We start from the raw sequence: 20,053 nt of genomic DNA on the forward strand, positions 1-20,053 counted from the left end.
CAAAACGCGCGATCTTGCCCTCTTTTTCATCCTTTAAGCGCAAAAAGGCGCTTGAGGTTCCATCCCAGACACACCAGCGTCCACTCGCCCTGCACCGCACGCAGACCGCGGAAAGTCGGCGATGGTGCGGTGGTCGGGGGATGCGTGTTGGCGCAGATGTCGCGAAACGCGATCGAGTTGTGCGTCGCCAATGCGAGTTTGCGACTGGAGAATACGCCGGTGGCGTAGCCGTAGAACAACAGCGCCACCAGCATCGCCGGGTGATAGGGCCGCGAGCCGGTGCCGGCGTAAGCCGCCACCAGCTGGCTCAGATCGAGCTGATCGACGATCTCCACCACGAACCGCGCCAGATGGTCTTCGGGCAGGTACTCGTGCACCGAAGCCGGGAACCGGTCCGGCGTCTCCCGATCCACCGTCACGAAGTTCACCGCCATGCTGCATGCTCTCGTCGATGCCAACCCAGCCCTATTGTACTCGAAGGCCGGGCCGACAAGTCGGACAGTCTCCTAGGCGCGAAAGCAGGCGAGGTGCAACAGGTAATAGGTGATGCCGACCTTGAAGGTATTGAGCCCCGAAGAAGGCTGGTCGGGAGTGCCGACGGAGTGATGAATCCGGCGGGCCACAATCCGAGTCGCGCAGTGGCGAGCGGCGCGGATGCTCCCCAGGGTCTGAGGCCGTGTCGAGCCTGACATCGACAACATGCGGTAACCAGGTAGATCCAAGCATCGGTCCGCCGGAGGTGGGCACCCGTGAAAGAATGTAAGAAGCGAGGAAACGGGCGGTGGTGCCTGGAAATCGGAGCCACCCATACGAGCGTAGACGCCCCGTAACTCGGGTCGAGCGAAGGCGTGGCGGCTTGAGAGGACGCGAAAGCGAAACACGGCCCTACGCCGAGAGGACTCTGCCCGTGACAAACAAACGTAAGCGTTTCATGCGGATGGCATGCGAGCAATCGCATCTGCGGTTCAATGCCCTGATGGGTATGCTTTTCGATCCCGAAGGGTTGCGTGAAAGCCTTGAGCGCCAGGACGGATCTTGAGCTTCCGGGTAGCGCGACGACCTCGTTTGGCCTAAAGTCAATCGCGGCAGGATCTTCAAATATCTTTCCGAACCCTCGGTAAGCTTACGCTTCCAAAGTAATAAAATTTCAAGGGTCCTGCCAAATCCCCTCACATCAGTCACCCAGTCCTGGATTCGAATTTGGCACCGGGTGGCCGCGGGTGATTGCTCACCCGCGGCTCCCACAGATCCGGACGTGCCCAACTCGGCCATCCGGCTCCTCAGGCTAAGCAGATGCTACACCCCGTAGTGGTGGTGCACCCTGACACCACGAGGCATCTTGCTCGTGGGTCTCGATCGCACTCTTCTGTCGTTGTGTTGAGAGGACGATGCGGCTCGATGTCCGCGCCCTCGTTCCCTCCAGAAGCTGCCTAGACCGGTCGGCCGCTTCCCTCCCACGGGTCCTCTGGGGCGAGTTCCCCGCGCTCGGCGGTACTATCAGCCGACTCTGACTGCTCAGCCGTCATCGCGCCGCACTTCGTTGCCTTCGTTTGGCGCTACCTTGCCGTCGGTCCTGTTCGCTCCCGTCGGCTGGACCAGCGCCGACAGGCCAGGGCGGCTTCTTACGCGGTGCCCGCGCCGCGTCTCGGGCAAGGAACAACTAATCGCTCCCAGGTTCCTGGACGACCCGTGCGTACATGCCCTGCTCTCAGACCCCGGCGGAGTCTCGACATCAGGCCGTTACGATGCCGAAACTGTTGCCTTCCGGTGTTCCGAATACGTCGGCTCCGCTGAACTCAGTAACGGGGCTCCATCACATGGCCTGCACACCCCCTGCGTACGCTTCGCAGGCGGGATCGCTCCCGCACCACGCAACACTCGGTTCCGGCGGATGGCCAGTCCTTACCGGCTCGGGACTTGCACCCGGTGGGGCGCAAAAAGGAGTTTCCGATTGGCTTATCCGTTCGCTATCTTCCTCTCCTTCCAGGCTTTGCCTGGCGCAACGGTCTTATGAACAAAGCCCGGCAAACAAGCGATAGCCCGGTAAGCTCCTTGCTAATCAGGAGCCCCAGAGGCCGGCATTCGAAATTCCCCGGTTAACCGGGGGCTGGATACTAGCTATCGCGTGGTATCTCCACCATACGCGGCACAACAACGTCCCATCGTCGGAAGTAAGATTCCTTGTTGGATCAACGGGCGAACATACACTTTCATGTCACTCTCCAGTGTCAAGGTTGCTGATGTATCGCGCTAGGCGACATTTTTTGAGGAGGCTGAAGGTAATCTTCGCCTTCTCTGGAAAGGTCTGGCATGCCTGCGGTCGGCAGGCATAAATCAGGCATTTTTTAGTTAGGTTATTTAAGAAGACACAGGCTCCGTTGCTCTGACTTTTCAATATTAAACCAACACCATCAAAAATAACAAACTCTTCCTTTACAGCATCGTATTTTTTATGAAGGAAACGACCAATTTTGCTAATATCATTTTCATTAACTGGACATACGCCAAGACTTGAGCAACAAAAATCGCAGCCTTCGCATAAATCTCCGCCAGTCACGTTAGGCTTTATTGCCATTACTTAAGGTCGCGCCAAGCACAATATGTTTTCCAGCCGACCGAACAGTCTTGTTGGCTTATCGCGTCGATTAGTCCTGTGTCAGAGAAATGGTCCGCGGGGCATGGCGAACATACATCCTTCGCATCACAGCTTGCACACTTTGGATAATCGTCTATAGTGACCTTTCGCCATCGCGCCAGACTGGAAGAGTTTTTCCATACATGTGACAAACTTTCACTTATGATGTTTCCACATGGCATACGCAATGAATTGCATGGAAACAAGTTACCGTAAGCATCTAAAGAAAAATTTCTGAATCCGGCCTGGCAAATCATCCGTGTGCTTTTATCGACTCTACTTAAAGTTCTTATGTCGTCCCTAAGGTATGGGTTCACTCTTGCGTCCCACAGCAGGGAATCGAAATCACGAGATTGGATGCGCAATTGCTCAGGAATTCTTTCGTTGTTTTCGCTCTTTGATAGCTTGACGCTGAATTTAAGCTCTAGCCCTTTCTTTGTTGCCCAGGCATGCAACTCATCGACAGATTCTTTATTTATCCTGGTTAATGGGCACGCAATCGTCGGTCGTATCCCGAATGACTGAAGCGAATCGATAGCCTTCAATGTCTTCTGCAAGCTTCCTGGAGTGCGCGTGATGCCATCGTGGATGCCGTCACGTAGGGAATAGACGGATATTTGGACATTTCTAGGCTTAACGTCGGCTATAAGCTTTGCTCGCTCATCGCTTAAGAGAGATCCGTTCGTGAGTATGGAAATAATGAAGCCTCTGTCGTAAGCAAGCGAAAGGATCTCAAAGAAATCAGGATGTGCCAGGCATTCGCCACCAGTGAACTCTATATCTATAACACCAATTGCCATCATTTCTTCTAATGCTGTTCTCGCCTTATTTACCGTCCAGGCACCAAGACCCGGAGTGGCGCAGTAACAGTGAGAGCACTTCAAATTACATAAACTGGTTATTTCCCAAGTGGCCGAATACGGAATCATTCTTGAGGAAAAATAATCGATTACCTCATTCTCGTCTATGCTGCTAGTTCCTTGCCTGGATACCGCGACTGTAGTTTCTGTCGTTTCTAATTCGCTCCATTGATTATCTCCCGCGACAATGCCAAGAGCAGCCAGTTCCAGAACGAAGTTTTCGACGTCCGATTTAACCTCAGAAAACATTTCATCGCAATTGTAAGCCTTACATACTTCACGTGAGATATCAAAAACCTCAAGCCCTTTTTCTATGAGCCGGAATATCTCGGCGGCTGTTTCTTCAAACTTAAAGAATTGCCTGTTCTCCCGATTCACGGCAAGAATTATTTCACCAATATCGCGAAAAACATAGTCTGTCTTATTAAAGAAAAGCGGGCGTAATAAGAAATCCGTGCTCATTATATTTACCCAAAGACAAATGGATCATCAATTAATATCCACAAGCGTGTATCTGAACTTTCCTGGTCCTGAAATCAATCTTGGGCTGCGCGTCAATGTCGCGGGTTTTTACCATGCTTTGCATGAATGCCCTTGGCAAAAATCCTGAAGAATCCTCTCACTGCTTCCTCCTAGGTCAAAGCTGAAAACCTCAGCTTGAGTCGGCAGCGATAGCAATTCTAATATTTCAATTTATATTTCGTGGTATGGAGTGTCTGCAAGTAAAGTAGATTTCTTGCATTTTTTCTACGACGCGCCGTATATTTTTGACAATATTTTTCGAGTCTGCCTGACGGCGGTCAAGAACTCGCCCTCGCGCCCTGCCCCGAAATGTCCCCGCAAATGGGGGCAATAGTGGGGTATGTGGTCGAGCCTGCCTACACGACGCCCGTACTCGCTGGGTTGACGCTTACGCCTGACGGTCACCTCAAAGGGAAGCCGTAGCTCCTAGGCGACATCAGCCAGTCCATCTATGTGAGCTGCGAAACTGATCTGCGTGCCGATCTGCGACGTCTTGGAATCACGGCCGCGCTGCACCAGGGCGAGTGGGGGCCGAGTGACGGCAGAATTGCCCGTACGGGTGCCCTTGCGGATCGTTATCGATCTTGGCGGGCAGGTTCCTCACGATAACGGTTAGCGGTCAGCGGGGTCATCATTCAACCGGTCGATCTAGAACTGTCGTCGGCATCGGGCGGCACTGGCCGTCCTGTCCGAACCCGCCCGCGCCCGTGATAGGAGCCCGCAGTGCGACCGCTTTGGAGCGGCAGAAGAAGGAGAAGCGCAGGCGGCGATCGAGGCGTTCAACGCCGACGCCCGGCCAGATGCGTACACGGTCGACCGTGGCGTAAAGCGCATCCTCGCAAAGGTGAGGAAAGAGAACTGCTCGGGCGGGTATCTACGACGAGGTAAGACTTCCGAGCATAGTCTGGGTGCTGTTTCACCCGATGAGCCTGTTTGGCCACGACGACTGAGCCGGACCATCCGGATGTCACTGTCGTGGCAGAGACGATCGCTTGGCTGCCCACGATGCTTGGCAACCTCGTCGCGGCGCTACCGCGCCTCTCCTAAACAACAGGGCCATAAGCCCGCATCTCTTGGCCGAAGGTGCCGTCCGCGCAGCAAACACAGATAGACCGATCGCGAAAAACGTTAGTCACGACCAAGCCGCCCTGTCTTGCGAGCCAGACCGTCCCTTTTCCTTCGCCGCTTCCGCACCATGAAGGTTCCTGCACGCGCTATCTGGGCACGATAGCGATATGCTCCTCTGCCTCGTTCAAACCCAGCCGCTCTCAGGCAGGCATCGTCGTCCCTTCAGATCGTTACTTGCAATCAGGTCGCCGGGCTAGTCCCCCGGCACGGAAGCTCAGCTCGGCAAGCGATTCGAGTTGCCGGATTCGCCCTCCGGGAAGCTTCGAGCCACGTGTTTCCAGCCAGCAGAGAGCCTTCACCCAGCCATTCTGTCGCACTCGATCCGTTCGAGGCTACCTGACTCGCCCCGGACCGCACCGACTCCAATCGGCCTACTCATGCAAGGCAAAGGCACATGGGCGGCTTCCCCAGGACTTGCGGCCCCGCCTCTCAGTTGTGTCGCCGCCGCGCGATTCCTCCAGCCATCTAACGCCTTCTAAAATTATCCGCAAACAGGCGGTCGAAAAATCCCGCGCAGCGCCGTACTACCATAGTGAGAGCTGATCTTCTGGGGAGCAGAACAGCTCTACGCAAATCTACCCGTTCCCCCAAAAAAGGAGTCTACCCATGTCCGAATACTCAGAATGGACCCATCGTTACAGCCTCCCAGAAGAGGATCCTGACTACCGCAGCCTGGACGACGAAATCAACGATCTCATCGATGAGCGTGAAAACGAAGATGACGGAGGGGACGACTGATTCGCCGTCTGGTCGGTTAACCGAGCAAACCGGTTGCATCCTCTTCCCTTCAGCCGCGCCTGCGCGCCCGCCTGGGCGCAGGCGAACTGGCGACAACAACAGATGCCATGAAAGACCTCGCCCGACCGGAAACCCGGTGATGGTCGGCACTTTGTCGCCCGTGACAAGGTGAAGACGCAGTAACGGCGAAGGCGCTCCAACCTTACCGATAGCCTCGAGGGCTACGCCGCCAGGCGACAGGGGTGTGTCTGACCAGGGATGGTCGAGCGTACATGCTCGCTGCTGTCTTTTGATCGTTGTAGGTTAATTAAATCGATAATCATCCGCCTACAGCGTCTCTACCGACGAGCACAGGTTCTCAATCTCGTACTGTTCTGGAACTCACGTATGTTCAAGCTGAAGCGTAAATATAAGGATTCATCGATCGAAGGACTTCGGACCTTCATCTTCACTCGCTTCTATCCGAGGGTCGTTGTGGGTGGCTATGTGGGCATGCATCACCTTCGTAATCTGATCAGTCCACTCGGGGTCAACACGATCCTGCTGGTCTACGTTCTCTTGCTCACCCTGCTGGTCGCGCAGGAGTTGCTGCATGGCGACCCACTGTGGCGGTCCGTGCTCCTCACATTGCTTGTCGCACATGTCGTCTACGACATGCTGGCGAATGTCGAGTTGATCTACATCGCGATGGCGCAGGAAACGCCCTCCTTCGAACTCGAAGTCGTGATGCTTTCCGACTGCATGACATTCGATGATCGACTCCGGCGGCTGCGTGTCCGGGGGGATCCCAAGGCGTTGGCACATGCGGAGCAACAGGCCGCCGTTCTGAGGGAATGCGGTGAGCAGAGTTTGGCATGGCCGGCCGGGCTGAAGATTCGCGACAAGCGCAGCGGTCAGTGTTGGAAGTTCTACGAGCACGAGCAGAACGATTACGAAGCCCACTTGGACCTCGGGAATCAAAAACGCATGGTGATGGACACCGACGATTTTCTCTTTATTTCCGTCATCCAAGAGTTGATCGATCGGCGTTTGTCGCCGAAAAGGCGCGATCAGATTTGGAATCGACTCTATCGTTTGGGTCTGTACATTAAACCTTGCTCAGAGAATGCGCCGATCCTGCTTCCTGGAGAAGCGGGTGTGATCGTCTAGTTACATCGGCAGTTAGATCGCAGTTCCATCGTAGCGAAACTGCGGAGCGGCACGATGGAACCAGCGTTCAATATGATTACCCTCCTCGAAAAGGCTATAACATTCAAGAAGTGGCCAACCCGTAATAACCGGCCTAAGCCCACCCGTTTCTCAGGAGTTAATCCCCGCCATGCTTGAAACGTTCGACGTTGGTTTCGACGAGCATGATCATCCGTTTCAGCCGGCCTTAGCGGTCGATGAGATGGCCGTGGTTCGCTTGGCTTTGGGTCTGCTGTTCGACAGCGGCGGCATCTCCCGCTTTCTCAATGCGCTTCCACACACCCCATCAAGACCGCGACTAGGGCAATTTCTGGGTTTGCAGGAGTTGTTGGCCGACGCGGCTCAACCGGACCAAGTCCTTCGGCAATTGACGGCCCGGCGAGGCGAAGTCGGCCGCTTCGACGGCCGCTTCGGCCCACCGCTCGACGATAGCCTCCAACAGTTCGCGAGTCATGTCGGGCTTTCGACCACCGAACAGCGGTTGCTCGGGTTAGCCACTCTGCTGCATCTGCGTCCGTGTCTCGCGAAACTGGCGTCCAAAGGGTTCGGCGAGGTCGATGCCGTCGGGTTGGTGAAGATCTGTGCACCGCTCTTGAGCACCAGTGAAAAGGAAATGCGTGCAGCACTTGCGCCCACTGGGATCTTGCTCCGATCCGGGTTGATGACGATTCAGCGCGATGAGCGCAGGAAGCTGCACGAACACTACGAATTGCTCCCTGGGGTGATCGAGGCGCTTTGTACCGGTGGCGATGAAATCGGGATCTTGCTCGCCCGTTGGGTGACACCCGCATCCGCGCCGACGCTGACACTCCGTGACTACCCGCACCTGTGCCAGCCTGTCGGGTTGGCCCGGAAAACGCTGAAAGCGTGTCTTCGTAGAAATACCATCGGGACGAACTTGTTGCTTTATGGGCCACCCGGCAGCGGCAAGACGGAGTTAGCGCGCGCCTTGGCGGCAACCCTTGGCATGGCACTCTATGCGGTGCCCTGCGCGGACGAGCAGGGTGATCCGCTCGATGGTGCCAAGCGGTTGCGTGCCTATCGGCTTGCGCAGAACGTGCTCGCCCGACGGGAGGGCGCAATCGTGTTGTTCGATGAGGTCGAGGATGTCCTCCCCACCCGACTCAGCATCAACCTAGGCAACTCCGACCTAACCAAGGGGTGGATCAACGAATCGCTTGAAACCAACCCCCTCCCAACGATCTGGGTGTGCAACGGCCTGGCAGGATTCGACGAAGCCTATTTGCGACGCTTTACACAGGTCATCGAAGTCGGTCTGCCCCCGCTATCCGTACGCAAGCGCATGATTACCTACCGGACGCGGACCTTGTCGGTCTCCGCCGATTGGTGCGCGCGGGCGGCAGCGCACCCTGGGCTTTCGCCTGCCTTGTTGTGCCAAGCGGTACGCACGGTCGCGACGGCGGGGTATCGCCGCGTGTCCGATCGCGAAGCGGCATTGGACACCCTGCTTAACGCCAGTTTGAACGCCATCGGCGAGGGATGCCTGCCCTCGCGTAACCCGGTCGACGCGCTCGCCTATCTGCCTGATTGCCTCAACGCCGATCAGGATCTCGATGCGCTGGTTCGGGGCCTCCAACGCGATCCGCGCGGCCGTCTGTGTCTGATCGGTCCGCCTGGAACCGGCAAGACCGCGTTCGGGGCTTACGTGGCTCGCAAGATCAAGCGACCAGTCCTATTCAAGCGAGCCTCGGATCTACTCTCCCCGTTCCTCGGCGGTTCGGAGCAGCGGATCGCGGCGATGTTCAAGGAAGCTTCACAGTCTGGATCAGCCTTGTTGCTCGATGAAGCCGACAGTTTCCTCCGCGATCGGCGTTCCGCCCGTCAAAGCTGGGAAGTCACGCAGGTCAACGAGTTCTTGGTTCAGCTCGAAACCTTCGACGGGCTGTTCATCGCCTCGACCAATCTATTTGAGTCATTCGACTCAGCGGCCTTGCGGCGATTCGATCTGAAGATCCGGTTCGACTATCTCCGCCCTGAACAGGCGTGGCCGCTTTTCAAGGCGACGCTGCGCCAATCAGGCTCACGTCTGACGCAACCTGCCATCTGGCAGAACCGGCTGGCTGCGCTCGATGGCTTGACGCCAGGCACGTTCGCCACGGTGATGCGTCGTCAACGTCTGACCCAAGAGCCACTCATGCCGCAACGCCTGCTCGATGCCTTGGTCGCCGAGTTGACCGCAGTCCAGCAAGCGCTTGTCCGACCCATTGGGTTCATGGCGGATCTATAGGCGCGTCGCCTCGTCGATAGCAGCCGGTCGAAAAACGGGATGCTCGCGCGTCTTTACCCATAACAGGGTTCGCAACTGGAGTACCTGACCCAATGGCCCGGCGTTCATCGAGCGACTGCCAGTCGAAAAAAGGTCTTCTCCAGCGTCTTCTCTATCAAGGCGGTCCGCTGCATCCGCCTTGCCGTGTCGTCGATCAAGCATCTTGCAGCAGTCGACGATCACGGTGTCGCAGCATTTTACAGGAGCAATACCATGATGGTTTCGACCAATCCGGATGTCCGCGCGCTCGTTCGCTGGGCACTGAAGCAATACCCCTGGCTCTGTTTGGAACCGGGCAGCAAGCATTGGCGTCTGCGCAGTGAGCGGTCGCAAGATTTCACCCCGATTCCGGTTTCGCCATCCGAGTTCAAGGTCGTCAAGCAACTCCGCGCCCAGATCCGTCGGCTCGCGCAGCAGGGGCGAGGGCTAATCGACTCGAAGCGACGCTGAATAGACGAGAGAACGATATATAAGTCACTGATTATAAATCTATAAGTTAAGAAACTACGGCTCTCCCGGAATTCAGGGAAAGCGCTAAAATATTTAAAAACATGACGTTGTAGTCATTTTGACCGAACACGTTGGTTGAAAATATCGCTGGACGCACCCCGTCCAAGCCATTTTTAAGCGGTTGTTTTTCATTGATCAGCGCGCGAAAACCCGATAACCGCACAGATCGAGGTACACCCTCTGGTAGAGCCGGCGCAGGTTGCTCAAGCCATAGCACCGCCGTTTTAATACTTTGATCTTGTTGTTGAGACCTTCGACGAAACCGCTCGTGTGTCGTTCGGTAAAATAATTGGTGATCTCGTCCCAATGACGGCGCAACGTTTTCAGGAAGGATTGAAAACACGTCATCTCGGCGTTCTTGACCCGTCGCATCCAGCCACTGAGTTTGCGCTTGGCCTGACCTTTGGACAGGGGCATGTCGTAGACCTCGGTGAGGGCTTGGCTGAGGGCATGGGCTTGCGCGAGTTGCGGGGAATAGGCGAACAACCGGGCGCGGATCCGCCGTTCCTCGGCGCTCAAGTCGGATTCGCGCTTGCGCAGGATCCAATGGACGTTCTTGAGCCCGCCGTACTCGGTTTTCGACAGGTCGCGCTTGAGCCGGCGCAGTTCTGTCTTGCGCAACGTCTCCACGGCGTCGCGATACAAACGCGCAACATGGAAGCGATCGGCGCAGATGGCGACGTGCGTGCCGAAGACGGCCTTGGCCGCACCGATGAAGCCGCTGTACAGGTCGGTGCACACGACGCGAACGGTGCGCCGCAAGGATTTCGGGATCGTGCGCAAAAACGCCTCGACGGTCGCGCGCTTACGGTCCTTGAGCACGGCGAGGATGCTCAGGGTGTCCTCGACCCTGGCGCTGACGATCACCACGAAATTGCCGTGGCCTTTGGTCAAGGCGATCTCGTCGAGCCCGAGCACGGGGAGCGCCGGGAGCGTCGTCCAATCGATTGTGCTCGGGACCTCGCGATCGAGGATGCCTTCGAGGTGTTCCGGGGTGACGGCGTCCTTGTGAGCGACGTCTTCGAGGGTGCTGTTGATCAAGGCGCGCAGCAGGCTGTGTTCGAAGGCACGGGTGAAGGCGCTGCGCGGGTCATACCAGTCCACTCGTTGGGTGGTGGTGGGATGATCCTGGCAATCGGGGCAGCGATACCGTTTGGGCCGAATGACGATTTCAGTGCGATGCTCGAAGATCGACAGATGGCGCAACCGCCGTTCTTCACCGAGTCCATGCGGCTCGGTGATGTATCGGCCGCAGCTCCGGCACTGCGTGCCCTCCTCGGTGCTGTGCACATGAATTTCCAGCACAGCGGCGTCCGTGATCTCGACGCGGTCGATGGCGATCTGCGGCAGTCCGAGCAGGCGCAGGAGTTGGCTCTGGTCAATCATCGGTTTTCCATTGAGTTAAAAGCGTTCGAATGGAAGTTTACCAAGATTGGCTGCGTAGAACACTGATTTTACTAAACTTGGCGTTCCCTGAGATCCGGGAGAGCCGAAACTACACATAGGAGGCCGCTGCCGCCGTTTTTTAGCGGCAGCGGTCGAAAAATCGAGCGTTCCTGAGTCTTTACCCATATCGCCAAGTCTTTTTTAACCATTCGTCATGAGGAATTATCCGTGATCAAGAAGATCCTTGCCATTGATCTGACCCCCTGCGAGATCGTCGCACGAGACCTAGGTCAGCAATATTTTCCGGTCCAATCGGTCCGCAACCTCGTCGCTGGTGAAGGCGTCGATCTCATCGAGACCCTGGTGACCTTGGTCGAGCGGGTCGCCGAGGACAACCCGGAGTCGATCGCAACGAACAAGGTGAACTTCACCCGCAAGAAACACGCATTGGAGGACGCGGGAGCACGCGTGGTCCGGGCGCCTGCCAAGCGCTTGACCGATGGGGGATTCAAGCAGTCCGACGACCAACGCTTGGTGATCACGACCCTGTCGCTGGCGCTGCGGCTGCGGCCGGACTTCCTGGTACTCGCGGCAGCAGACGGCGACTTCGCGCCCATGGTGTGGGAGCTGCGCAACGAGGGGATTCGCACCGAGGTCCTGGCGCGTCCCCAGATGCTCGCGAGCGATCTGCGCCGGGCCGCCTATTCCGTGATCGATCTCGATACCGTTCTTAAGCAGGTTGGAGGAAACCGCTGATGGGTCTGAACGGCGACAAGCTGGGTTTTGTTCGGGCGACCGGCTACGGGCGGATTCGCAGCGACGAGTTGGCCGCGCTCTTGGAGCTTGCCCCCAACGAGGCCGTGTATCGATCGGGTGTCGACAATGGGGTGCGTTCGGGACAGGTCGTGAAGGATGCGGAGGTCGAGATGAAACCGGGAGACACCTTTTCCGCCGGACCGCGCGTCGTCAAGGGCAGCCAGCCCGTCCCCGCGGCGCTTCGCGATGAGCTCGACGGCTTGCGCCGCTCCGGGTTCGGAGGAGTCGGCGACCCGGAGCCGAGTCCCGAAGGATGGGGCTGCGCCTGCGGGGACTGACCTTGCCGGGCGGAGTTCTGCGGAACGGATGTGCGTCGGTATCGTCGGAGTCGGAGGTTTGGGCATGCTGGCGACGGAGCAATTGGCGCGCGCAGGCTTTCGCCGCTTCGTGCTCGTTGATCCCGACACCATCGAAGCCACCAACCTCAATAGGTTGCCTGGTGTCACCCATCGCGACCTCGGGATGCTCAAGGTCCAAATCGGAAAGCGGATGATCCGCACCATCGCTTCAAGCCTGGGCTGCACCGCGGAAGTTTCGGCTTACCCCCTCGACGTCTATCAGTCTGTCGAGGCCCAACGCACCTTGTCGCGATGCGATCTGATCCTCGCGTTAACCGACAATGAGCTGAGCTGGACCATGGCCCTGCAGCTGGCAATGGATTCAGGCCGGGAATATCTGCAAGCCGGAACCGATATCGCGCTCGGAGCTGACGGTTCGATTGTCGGTCTACGCGCGGAGGTGACCGGCGCGGAGATCGGCCGCTTTTGCCCGCTCTGCAGCGGTCGACTCGCGCATACGCAGGAGGGGATGTCACAGCACAAGCCGTCAACGCCGGCTACTTGCCTGATGTAGCCGCGCCCGCTGTGATGGGTTTGAATGCGGCCGCCTCAGGGATGCTCGCTACCTAGATTCAGAGGCGAGCTGCTGGCATCGGAGTACGCGACCTTGTGCAGGTCGATCTCCAATCCGGCCAGACGTATCTACGGGATCGGATAGTGATTGATCTCAACTGCGAGATCTGTGGATCCGAATGCTCTAGTCAAGAGAATTTTGCACCAAGTGTCTATTGACACCGGATACGGGATGTTTCAGAATCCAGCTTAGCCATTTGGAATTCAAGGATGGCTAGATCTTTAACAAATCGGCGAGGGCAGGCAGTTACTTAAGAGGTAACTGTCCATGGGATATTTTGGTGAAGTCAAGAGATTCGCTAAGAATGTTGCCAGAAAACAAGGCTTCTCGGCAGCAGCTAACGAGGATTTCTATCAGGATGTTTTCGAAAGGGTTTGGAAATTCCGGCATGCATCGATCGTAAACGGCTCAGTTCATTACGGGTATGTCGAAGACATCATCACCACCGTAATCGCAGAGCAAAGGAAAGCGTACCTAAAAAACACGAATTACTTGAAGTGTCAAGAGTACGCGGAGAAGAAGCGGCTGAAAGGTACTGCCGAGGAACAGCCGAAACCCCACGATTTGGAAGTGCCTCTTCCACATATGGACGTACTGGATAACCATTACGGAGGACAATGGGTTAACCCGATGGTGTTGGGTGGCGAAATGGATTTTCTGGGGTACGAGCAAGATCCAGTCGACGAGATTCAAGCAGAGCAGCTGCTCTTGCATTGTAAAACGGTCCGCATCTCAAAGAGTGAGAGCAAGGGAGGAGGGATTCGGGAGTCCGTCCGGGAGCTTTTGTTAAGTGGCATGACCGATGGACAAGATATCGCGGCAGAACTCCATCTTGAACAGAAACCTGTGTCGCAAGCAAAGTCTTATGTTATCAAAATGATGAGAGAAGAATTAGAAGCGTTACTTAATCGATAAAACTCGATATAACAAAATTATCAAAAATTTAAAAATTAAATTAGTATCTTAGCGTAAGTTTATTGTTCCATTTCCTGCCTGCTCTCGCCGATTCCCCTCAGCGCAGGGCACTACTCTCAAGCCAGCAATCTGCTGATTCCTGCAGAACACGTCAGGATGTTTTGTTTTTGTCGTCCGGCCGGGGCTTGAGCGGCTGCTGGCCGTGATCACCTCGGTGTCCTCGGCAGAGGACCGCATCCCTTCTCAAAAAAGAATCGTTGATGGTATCGCGGCGCAGGGCTCCTCCACTCGCAAAGTGACGGGGTCCGTCTAGGTTCCAATCTCAATGTGACCAGCTACAATACACACGAGTCCGGCCCTATTCGACCTTAAGAGCCTTCGTTTCCTCGACGTCGTTATCGGAATCGTAGGCCATCGCTCTCGCTGATTTTTCTGGCGCGCATGAAAGGTCTTCAACGGCGCCTAACCCGGCTGCGAAAAGACCACGGCGGTACTCGTGATCCCGTTGCTCTATCCAGGTCAGGACGAACATAATTGTCTATTTGCGGAATCGCTCCCAAGCGACTTCCTTTACATGACCCATTTGTTGTGAACATCAGCGGGTAGATAGCCCCGCGCCCTCCTCCGCTTCTCGATCTCCTCCAATCGCCTCTCCGCTTGCTCCCTCGTCTCCACCCAAGCAGTCCGCATCCGCCCGAGCTTCGACCCCAAGCCACCCCAAGCCGTGACCACCGACCAACCCCCGAGTAAATCCTCGACCAGGTCAGCCTGATAGTACCGTGCCGTCTCCGGGTTGACCCAACGATGCATCCCCCTACCCTCCTCGCCTGCGGTCAAAAACTATCCATTCCCGGTGGTGCTACGCGCATAAAACCGGTTTCGCGTGGGCTGAGAGCCACGAAAATCGCGTAGGAGCGCGCATATTCCGTAACCGTTTGTTTCTAAAGCCTAGAGACAACATCCGCCATGCGCTCTTCGCCGACGTGCGTGTAGATCTGGGTGGTCGAGATGCTCACATGGCCCAGCAGGGCCTGGATATCGACCAACTGAGCCCCCGACTCGAGGAGCCGGGTTGCATAGGTATGCCTCAACTTGTGGGGTGTGACCCGCTTGTCGATCTCGGCACGCTCGACTAAGCGCCGCAGATACAGGCGCACCGCCACCGGGCTGGGTGGACCCTCGCCGACAGCCTTCGCGAAGACATGAGCATCCTTCGGCAGATCCGCGATCCACTCCCCGAAGATCGTCCCGAAGGCCTCGGGCAAGGGAACCACCCGCTCCTTGTCCCCTTTGCCGACCACGCGGACCGACTTCGCCAAGCGGTTGATCATACGAACATCTTTGACCTTGAGCCCCAGCGCCTCTGAGATCCGCAAACCCGACTGCTGGATCAACGAGAACAACATGCCGTGACGTCGCCGCGCATCGAGAATCCGTTGACGGGCGTTCCCGTGAAGGTTGTCGGGTAAGTTCTCGATGTCGGCGGCGACCGCCTGGAGGCGCGCCTGCTCGTCCCGATCGAGCCAGATCGGCAGACGTTGCGGGCGTTTAGGCTTGTCGGTCAGATAGATGGGATCGTTGGAGACCATCGCGCGCTTCTTCGCCCACTTGTAGAAGGACGACAGACACGACACGCGCCGGGCGATGATGTGCGGCTTGGCCTTCCTCTCGCGGGCCTGCCAGCCAATCCACTGCTCGACCTGGACGTGGCTGCAATCGCGCCAGTCGCGTTTCAGCTCGTCGAGCCAGTCACCCCACAGCTTCAGATCCGACGCATAGCCTGCGCAGGTTCCTGCGGCGGCCCCGCGCGTGTAACGCAGGTCGTCGAGGAAGTCCTTGCGTGCGGTCCAGTAGTCAGTCGTGTCCACGTTGTCCAAGCCTATGATTCACAGTGCTATTCGATGAGGGCGGGTCGATGCGGTCCCTACCCGGCTGCTCGCGTCTCGGTGCGGTGCCCTACTCCGCCCGGTCGATACCGCCCCCTTCGGTGCCCATGCGCCAGAGACATACTTACTGAAATACAGATTTCAGAAAGGATGCTCGGATGCTGTCGAACGCACGCTCGACGTGCAGAATCACATAGAGGTATCAGGGACTTTCGGTCGAGTCTCGCGACGGGGTGCCCCGCCCTCCCGTCACCAGCCGGATGGTGATCAGGAGGGCGATGTATCCGTCCTTGGTCGCGGGGGTCGGCAAGACCAGCGACCGCAAGGCGCGCCACTCGGAGGGCAAAATGTCGAGGCTTGCGGCCAGCACCCGGTCGCTGGCCAACTCGCGCAGCCCCTCGGCTGTGTGCTGGTTCTCCAGCAGTGCATCCGGACTGTCCGGAAGATGACCCGCGCTGTCCGCCAGACTGTCGAGCGCGATCCCCAGGGCGTCGGCCAGCGCCTGTGCGGTCTCGGGTGTCGCCGAGCGATCGCTTCGCTCGATTGCGCCGATCATGCTTTGGCTGAGCCCGACACGCCGACCGAGCTCGGTCTGGTTCAGACCGGCGCGTAGCCTCGCCTCGCGCAATCGCTCGCCGTTCATGGATCTGCCGCATCTGTTGGGCCCGTCAGTTTAATACTGACAGTGTTAATCAGATGCGCTTTTCAAGCAATACTAAAAGTGCTAAAAACACACTAAATGTACAAGGGAGATCACCATGTCAGATGCGTTGGCGAGGAACTTACGTCATCGTCGCGTTTCCGCTGGGCTGTCTCAAGAAGACCTGGCCGAACGCACCGGGTTGTCCCAGACCTGGATCAGTCGCCTCGAGACAGGAGGCGCCAACCCCACAATGGAAACGCTAAATACGCTTGCTGAGGGCCTTTCGATTCGGGTTCACGATCTTTTCGACGACCATGCGGAAGCCGTCGGTTGATGGCGTCACGACAGAGCAGGGTTAACTTAAGGTGTTCATCAGAGCCCCATGAGCCGGACTCAGTCAGTCCGTACTCGGATTCTGCACCTGCGATCAAATAGCACAAAAAGTGGCAAAACTTTTTAAATGTGCTATTTGTATCGCCGTTGCTCATTGACGGAGCGACGGGACGGCACCTACCGCCGCACCATTCACCGCACAGGGGGACCTTGCCATGCAATCCGAACGCACCTTCCGCACCGATGGTGGTCGTGACGCCTCGGTATCCATGGAGACCATCCAGATCTCGGGACTCTCTTGCCGGGTCAAGAAGATCACCTGCACGGACGACGGCAAGTTGACGATGGCGATCGATGCCACGGCGACGGACAACGAGGCAATCGAGCGCGTCCGAGATCTGATCATGATCCAACAGGGCGAGGTGATGATGACCCTGGAGGGCGTGATGGTCGAGTCGGCCGACCCGGCTCCTCACTGACCAGATCCGACTTAGTGCCACGCCGGCTTCGGCCGGCGGGAGGGAACCATGAATCTTGCCGAAACGCTCGGCTTGCGTCCCAAGCCCTACCGGATCCTGACGATCGACGGGGGTGGCGTGCGCGGGATCATTCCCGTGCTCTGGATCGACCGATTGGAGCGTTACCTAAACGGGCCCGTGCATGCCCACTGCGACCTGATCGCGGGGACCTCGGTCGGGGCGATCCTCGGATGTGGGTTTGCGATGGGGATGACCGCCACGCAGGCGCGCGAGATGTGGCTGAATGGCGCCCACGTCGCCTTCTCCAAGCCGCACTCGATGAAGGAGCGAGGACGGCGTATCGCCGCTCGGGCCGGTCTCATGGCCAAGTACGAGAGCGCGGGGCTGGAGGCTCTGCTCAGATCGATCTTCAGAGACACCCGCATGGGTGACCTTACCCCGCCGACGCTCGCCCTCTCCTACGACATCCAGAGCATGCAAGTGCATGTCTTCTCCTCCGCGAAAGAGGAACACAAGGATCTCAGGGTCTGGGAGGTTTGCCGGGCCTCGACCGCCGCGCCGCTATTCTGGGATCCGCACCTGATGGCGCTTGACGACAGCGGGGTGAGGCATCCGATGGCGGACGGCGGCATGACCGCCAACAACCCGGTGGTGCTCGCGATCAGCGAGTCGGTGAGTCACGCCAAGGGGACCGGCAGGGCTGTCCCGCTCGAAAACGTCGTGGTCGCGAGCTTCGGTACGGGGGCGCCGCCGGAGGGCCAAACGCAGATTCCCAAAACGATCTTCGGGCATGGCTCGATGATCATGCGCGCGCTCATGACCGGCGCGACCGGCACCGACCATGTCACCGCCCGCACTATGCTGCCGGCGAAGAACTATTGGCGTTTTCAGACCTCGATCTCCGGACGCCTCGCACCCCTCGACGACATCGAAAATATCGACGAGCTCCAGGCCGTTGCGATGGCGCATCTGGCCGACGGCGCGGATCAGCGTCTCGGGCAGCTCGCGCGCCGCCTGCAAGGCAAGCCGCTCGACAGACGCTGGTGGGAGGGTAGCACCGAAGAGGCGGTAGCCTGATGTGCGCGCGTTACTACAGTTTGCTGTGGTTGACGACGCTCCTACTCTGGGCGGCACTCTGGTGGCAGGCGATCCCGCTGCCCGCGTGGTGGCCCCTGATCCTGCTTGCCGGCTGGGCCACCGCCGACGCGGGCAGCTACGTCTTCCACGTCATTCTCGATCACCACATCGGCGCCGAGCGCTCGGCGATGGCGCGCGGCTTCCAGGAGCATCATGCCGACCGCCTGAAGATCACACGCGAGTCGTTGTCGCAGGTGCTGGCGCCGGTCATGCCGTTGCTTCTCCCAGCCTGGTTGCTGTTGAGCGCACCGGCCGCGCTTGGGTGGATCGCTCCGGGCTGGGCGCTCTATCTGTGCGCGGTAGCATTAGGCGTGGGGTTCGGGCAGGTGATCCACCGCTGGTCGCACCTCCCTGATCCCGGGCCGGTGGTGATCGCGTTGCAGCGCATGGGGCTGGTGGTCTCGGCTCGCGCCCACGACGCCCACCATCGCCCGCCGCACGGGAGCGCTTACGCCATCGTCAGCGGGTGGAGCAATCCACTGTTCGATGCCGTGGCGCTCGACCGCAGATTGAGCGCCGTGCTGGCGCGCTTGGGGTATCCGAGGGTCGCCTGATGGACGGGGCACAACGACTCCTCGTCATGGCATCCCTGCTGACTGCCACGCCCGTCTACGGCTCCGGCTTTGCCCTGATCGAGCGCGACGCCGCGGGCCTCGGGCGTGCCTACGCCGGTCAGGCGGCCGTCGTCAGCCCCTCGGCGGTGGCTTTCAACCCGGCCGCGCTGCCGACGATCACCAAGGTGAGCGCGAATGTCTCGTATCTCTGGAACCATCTTCAACCCGAGGACGCAGGCACGGAAGCTGCGGTTCCGGCGCTCTTCGGCACGACGCACGGCATCGGTCTCGGGGTGTACGGCGAGTTCGGACTCGCCACCGACTATCCCGCCGACTGGTCCGGGCGCTATCACGCGCTGCATTCAGAGATCACCTCCGCCCGCGTCCAGATCGCGGGGGGCTACCCCCTGACGCCGACGCTTAGACTGGGCGCCGGCCTTTTCCTGCAATCCTTCGAGGCGCAGCTGACGCAGGCGGTGCCGACCCCTCTCGGCGATCGGGTCTCGAAGGTCGAAGGCAACGACACCGGTATCGGCTGGACCCTCGGCATGCTCTGGTCCCCGCTCCCCGACGTGGCCGTCGGTCTGTCCTACGCATCGGCCGTCGATCATGTGCTGCGCGGCACGGCCACCACGCCGCGCGGCCGACAGGGTGCGTCCGTGCCGATCACCACACCCGAAGTCGTGCGCTCCGGAGTGCGGTGGGCGGTCCGTCCGCAGATCGCCCTGATGACGGGTGCGACCTGGACGCGTTGGAGCCGCCTGCAGGCGCTCGACATCCGGCTTGAGGACGGCAGCCGGCTCATCGAGGAGCACGCCTGGCGCGACACCTGGCGCCTGGACCTGGGTGGGGAATACACCCGCGAGCCTTGGACCTGGCGTCTCGGTACCGCCTGGGACCAGTCGCCTGTGGCAACTGCCACAGCTCGCTCGCCGCGTCTGCCCGACAGCGATCGAACTTGGCTGGCGGGGGGACTCGACTACCACACCGGCCCCTGGAGCCTGAGCTTGAGTTACGCCCATCTGTGGTTTGCGGGCGGGCGAGGCGAGCATCCCCCGATCGACTACAGCGCCGGCAGCGACATCCTTGCCGCCGGCATCACGCGAAGTTGGTGAAGGAGTACT

General features: G+C 58.5%; 19 protein-coding genes and 1 pseudogene. 13 read left to right on the plus strand and 7 right to left on the minus strand.

Annotated features, from left to right (window positions below; genetic code table 11):
* Positions 1–111: 111 nt before the first annotated feature.
* The 3 genes and pseudogenes from BDD21_RS28960 to BDD21_RS26300 form a co-directional block, all read right to left on the minus strand.
* A pseudogene (locus BDD21_RS28960) lies at positions 112–434 on the minus strand (transposase); the annotation flags it as partial.
* A 1,781-nt stretch (positions 435–2,215) separates the two neighbouring features.
* Complete coding sequence (locus tag BDD21_RS26295) at positions 2,216–2,575, minus strand: YkgJ family cysteine cluster protein (protein ID WP_120800163.1); 360 nt, start codon at positions 2,573–2,575, stop codon at positions 2,216–2,218.
* Positions 2,575–3,957, minus strand: a complete 1,383-nt coding sequence (locus tag BDD21_RS26300) for a PqqD family peptide modification chaperone (protein ID WP_120800164.1) — start codon at positions 3,955–3,957, stop codon at positions 2,575–2,577. Before BDD21_RS26300 ends, BDD21_RS26295 begins: the two co-directional genes overlap by 1 nt.
* A 1,794-nt stretch (positions 3,958–5,751) precedes the next feature.
* Between BDD21_RS26300 and BDD21_RS29095 the strand changes: the two genes are divergently transcribed.
* The 4 genes from BDD21_RS29095 to BDD21_RS26315 all read left to right on the plus strand — a co-directional run bounded on the left by BDD21_RS29095 (position 5,752) and on the right by BDD21_RS26315 (position 9,808).
* A complete protein-coding gene (locus BDD21_RS29095; RefSeq protein ID WP_281269200.1) occupies positions 5,752–5,883 on the plus strand; it encodes a hypothetical protein in 132 nt (43 codons plus the stop codon).
* Between the two features lie 258 nt (positions 5,884–6,141).
* Positions 6,142–7,032 (plus strand): hypothetical protein, encoded by an 891-nt coding sequence (locus tag BDD21_RS26305; protein ID WP_147431238.1) that lies wholly within the window; start codon positions 6,142–6,144, stop codon positions 7,030–7,032.
* A gap of 169 nt (positions 7,033–7,201) precedes the next feature.
* A complete protein-coding gene (locus BDD21_RS26310) occupies positions 7,202–9,319 on the plus strand; it encodes an AAA family ATPase (protein ID WP_245970034.1) in 2,118 nt (705 codons plus the stop codon).
* Positions 9,320–9,571: 252 nt separating this feature from the next.
* Entirely contained in the window at positions 9,572–9,808 is a 237-nt protein-coding gene (locus tag BDD21_RS26315; protein ID WP_120800166.1) for a hypothetical protein, read from the plus strand.
* A gap of 195 nt (positions 9,809–10,003) precedes the next feature.
* Here the strand turns inward: BDD21_RS26315 and BDD21_RS26320 are convergent, their stop codons facing one another.
* Positions 10,004–11,254, minus strand: coding sequence for an ISL3 family transposase (locus BDD21_RS26320; RefSeq protein WP_120800167.1), 1,251 nt, complete (start codon positions 11,252–11,254; stop codon positions 10,004–10,006).
* Positions 11,255–11,482: 228 nt separating this feature from the next.
* Here BDD21_RS26320 and BDD21_RS26325 point away from each other — a divergent pair, with 228 nt between their 5' ends.
* From BDD21_RS26325 to BDD21_RS26340, 4 genes are all read left to right on the plus strand, one after another.
* Complete coding sequence (locus BDD21_RS26325) at positions 11,483–12,010, plus strand: NYN domain-containing protein (RefSeq protein ID WP_170164965.1); 528 nt, start codon at positions 11,483–11,485, stop codon at positions 12,008–12,010.
* Positions 12,010–12,348, plus strand: a complete 339-nt coding sequence (locus BDD21_RS26330; RefSeq protein ID WP_120800169.1) for a hypothetical protein — start codon at positions 12,010–12,012, stop codon at positions 12,346–12,348. The genes BDD21_RS26325 and BDD21_RS26330 overlap by 1 nt, the downstream gene beginning before the upstream one ends.
* Positions 12,257–12,922: a ThiF family adenylyltransferase gene (locus tag BDD21_RS26335; RefSeq protein WP_120800170.1), complete on the plus strand. Its 666-nt coding sequence runs from the start codon at positions 12,257–12,259 to the stop codon at positions 12,920–12,922. Before BDD21_RS26330 ends, BDD21_RS26335 begins: the two co-directional genes overlap by 92 nt.
* A gap of 327 nt (positions 12,923–13,249) precedes the next feature.
* Positions 13,250–13,897: a hypothetical protein gene (locus BDD21_RS26340; protein WP_120800171.1), complete on the plus strand. Its 648-nt coding sequence runs from the start codon at positions 13,250–13,252 to the stop codon at positions 13,895–13,897.
* A gap of 570 nt (positions 13,898–14,467) precedes the next feature.
* On the opposite strand, the gene BDD21_RS26345 is transcribed toward BDD21_RS26340, so the two are convergent.
* The 3 genes from BDD21_RS26345 to BDD21_RS26355 form a co-directional block, all read right to left on the minus strand.
* Positions 14,468–14,707, minus strand: a complete 240-nt coding sequence (locus BDD21_RS26345; RefSeq protein WP_120800332.1) for a WGR domain-containing protein — start codon at positions 14,705–14,707, stop codon at positions 14,468–14,470.
* 131 nt (positions 14,708–14,838) lie between these two features.
* The gene (locus BDD21_RS26350; RefSeq protein ID WP_120800333.1) at positions 14,839–15,765 is read right to left on the minus strand and encodes a tyrosine-type recombinase/integrase; all 927 of its coding nucleotides are present in this window, start codon (positions 15,763–15,765) and stop codon (positions 14,839–14,841) included.
* A gap of 220 nt (positions 15,766–15,985) precedes the next feature.
* On the minus strand, positions 15,986–16,426 hold the full coding sequence (locus tag BDD21_RS26355) for a helix-turn-helix transcriptional regulator (protein ID WP_120800172.1): 441 nt from the start codon (positions 16,424–16,426) through the stop codon (positions 15,986–15,988).
* A gap of 115 nt (positions 16,427–16,541) precedes the next feature.
* Here BDD21_RS26355 and BDD21_RS29335 point away from each other — a divergent pair, with 115 nt between their 5' ends.
* The 5 genes from BDD21_RS29335 to BDD21_RS26380 all read left to right on the plus strand — a co-directional run bounded on the left by BDD21_RS29335 (position 16,542) and on the right by BDD21_RS26380 (position 20,044).
* Positions 16,542–16,760 (plus strand): helix-turn-helix transcriptional regulator, encoded by a 219-nt coding sequence (locus BDD21_RS29335; protein ID WP_120800173.1) that lies wholly within the window; start codon positions 16,542–16,544, stop codon positions 16,758–16,760.
* A 214-nt stretch (positions 16,761–16,974) separates the two neighbouring features.
* On the plus strand, positions 16,975–17,238 hold the full coding sequence (locus BDD21_RS26365) for a hypothetical protein (RefSeq protein ID WP_147431239.1): 264 nt from the start codon (positions 16,975–16,977) through the stop codon (positions 17,236–17,238).
* Positions 17,239–17,286: 48 nt separating this feature from the next.
* The gene (locus BDD21_RS26370; protein WP_120800175.1) at positions 17,287–18,315 is read left to right on the plus strand and encodes a patatin-like phospholipase family protein; all 1,029 of its coding nucleotides are present in this window, start codon (positions 17,287–17,289) and stop codon (positions 18,313–18,315) included.
* Positions 18,315–18,929 (plus strand): fatty acid desaturase CarF family protein, encoded by a 615-nt coding sequence (locus BDD21_RS26375; RefSeq protein WP_120800176.1) that lies wholly within the window; start codon positions 18,315–18,317, stop codon positions 18,927–18,929. The genes BDD21_RS26370 and BDD21_RS26375 overlap by 1 nt, the downstream gene beginning before the upstream one ends.
* Entirely contained in the window at positions 18,929–20,044 is a 1,116-nt protein-coding gene (locus BDD21_RS26380; protein ID WP_120800177.1) for an OmpP1/FadL family transporter, read from the plus strand. Before BDD21_RS26375 ends, BDD21_RS26380 begins: the two co-directional genes overlap by 1 nt.
* The last annotated feature ends 9 nt before the right edge of the window (positions 20,045–20,053 follow it).

Origin of the sequence: Thiocapsa rosea (assembly GCF_003634315.1) — a bacterium.
Lineage (GTDB): Bacteria > Pseudomonadota > Gammaproteobacteria > Chromatiales > Chromatiaceae > Thiocapsa > Thiocapsa rosea.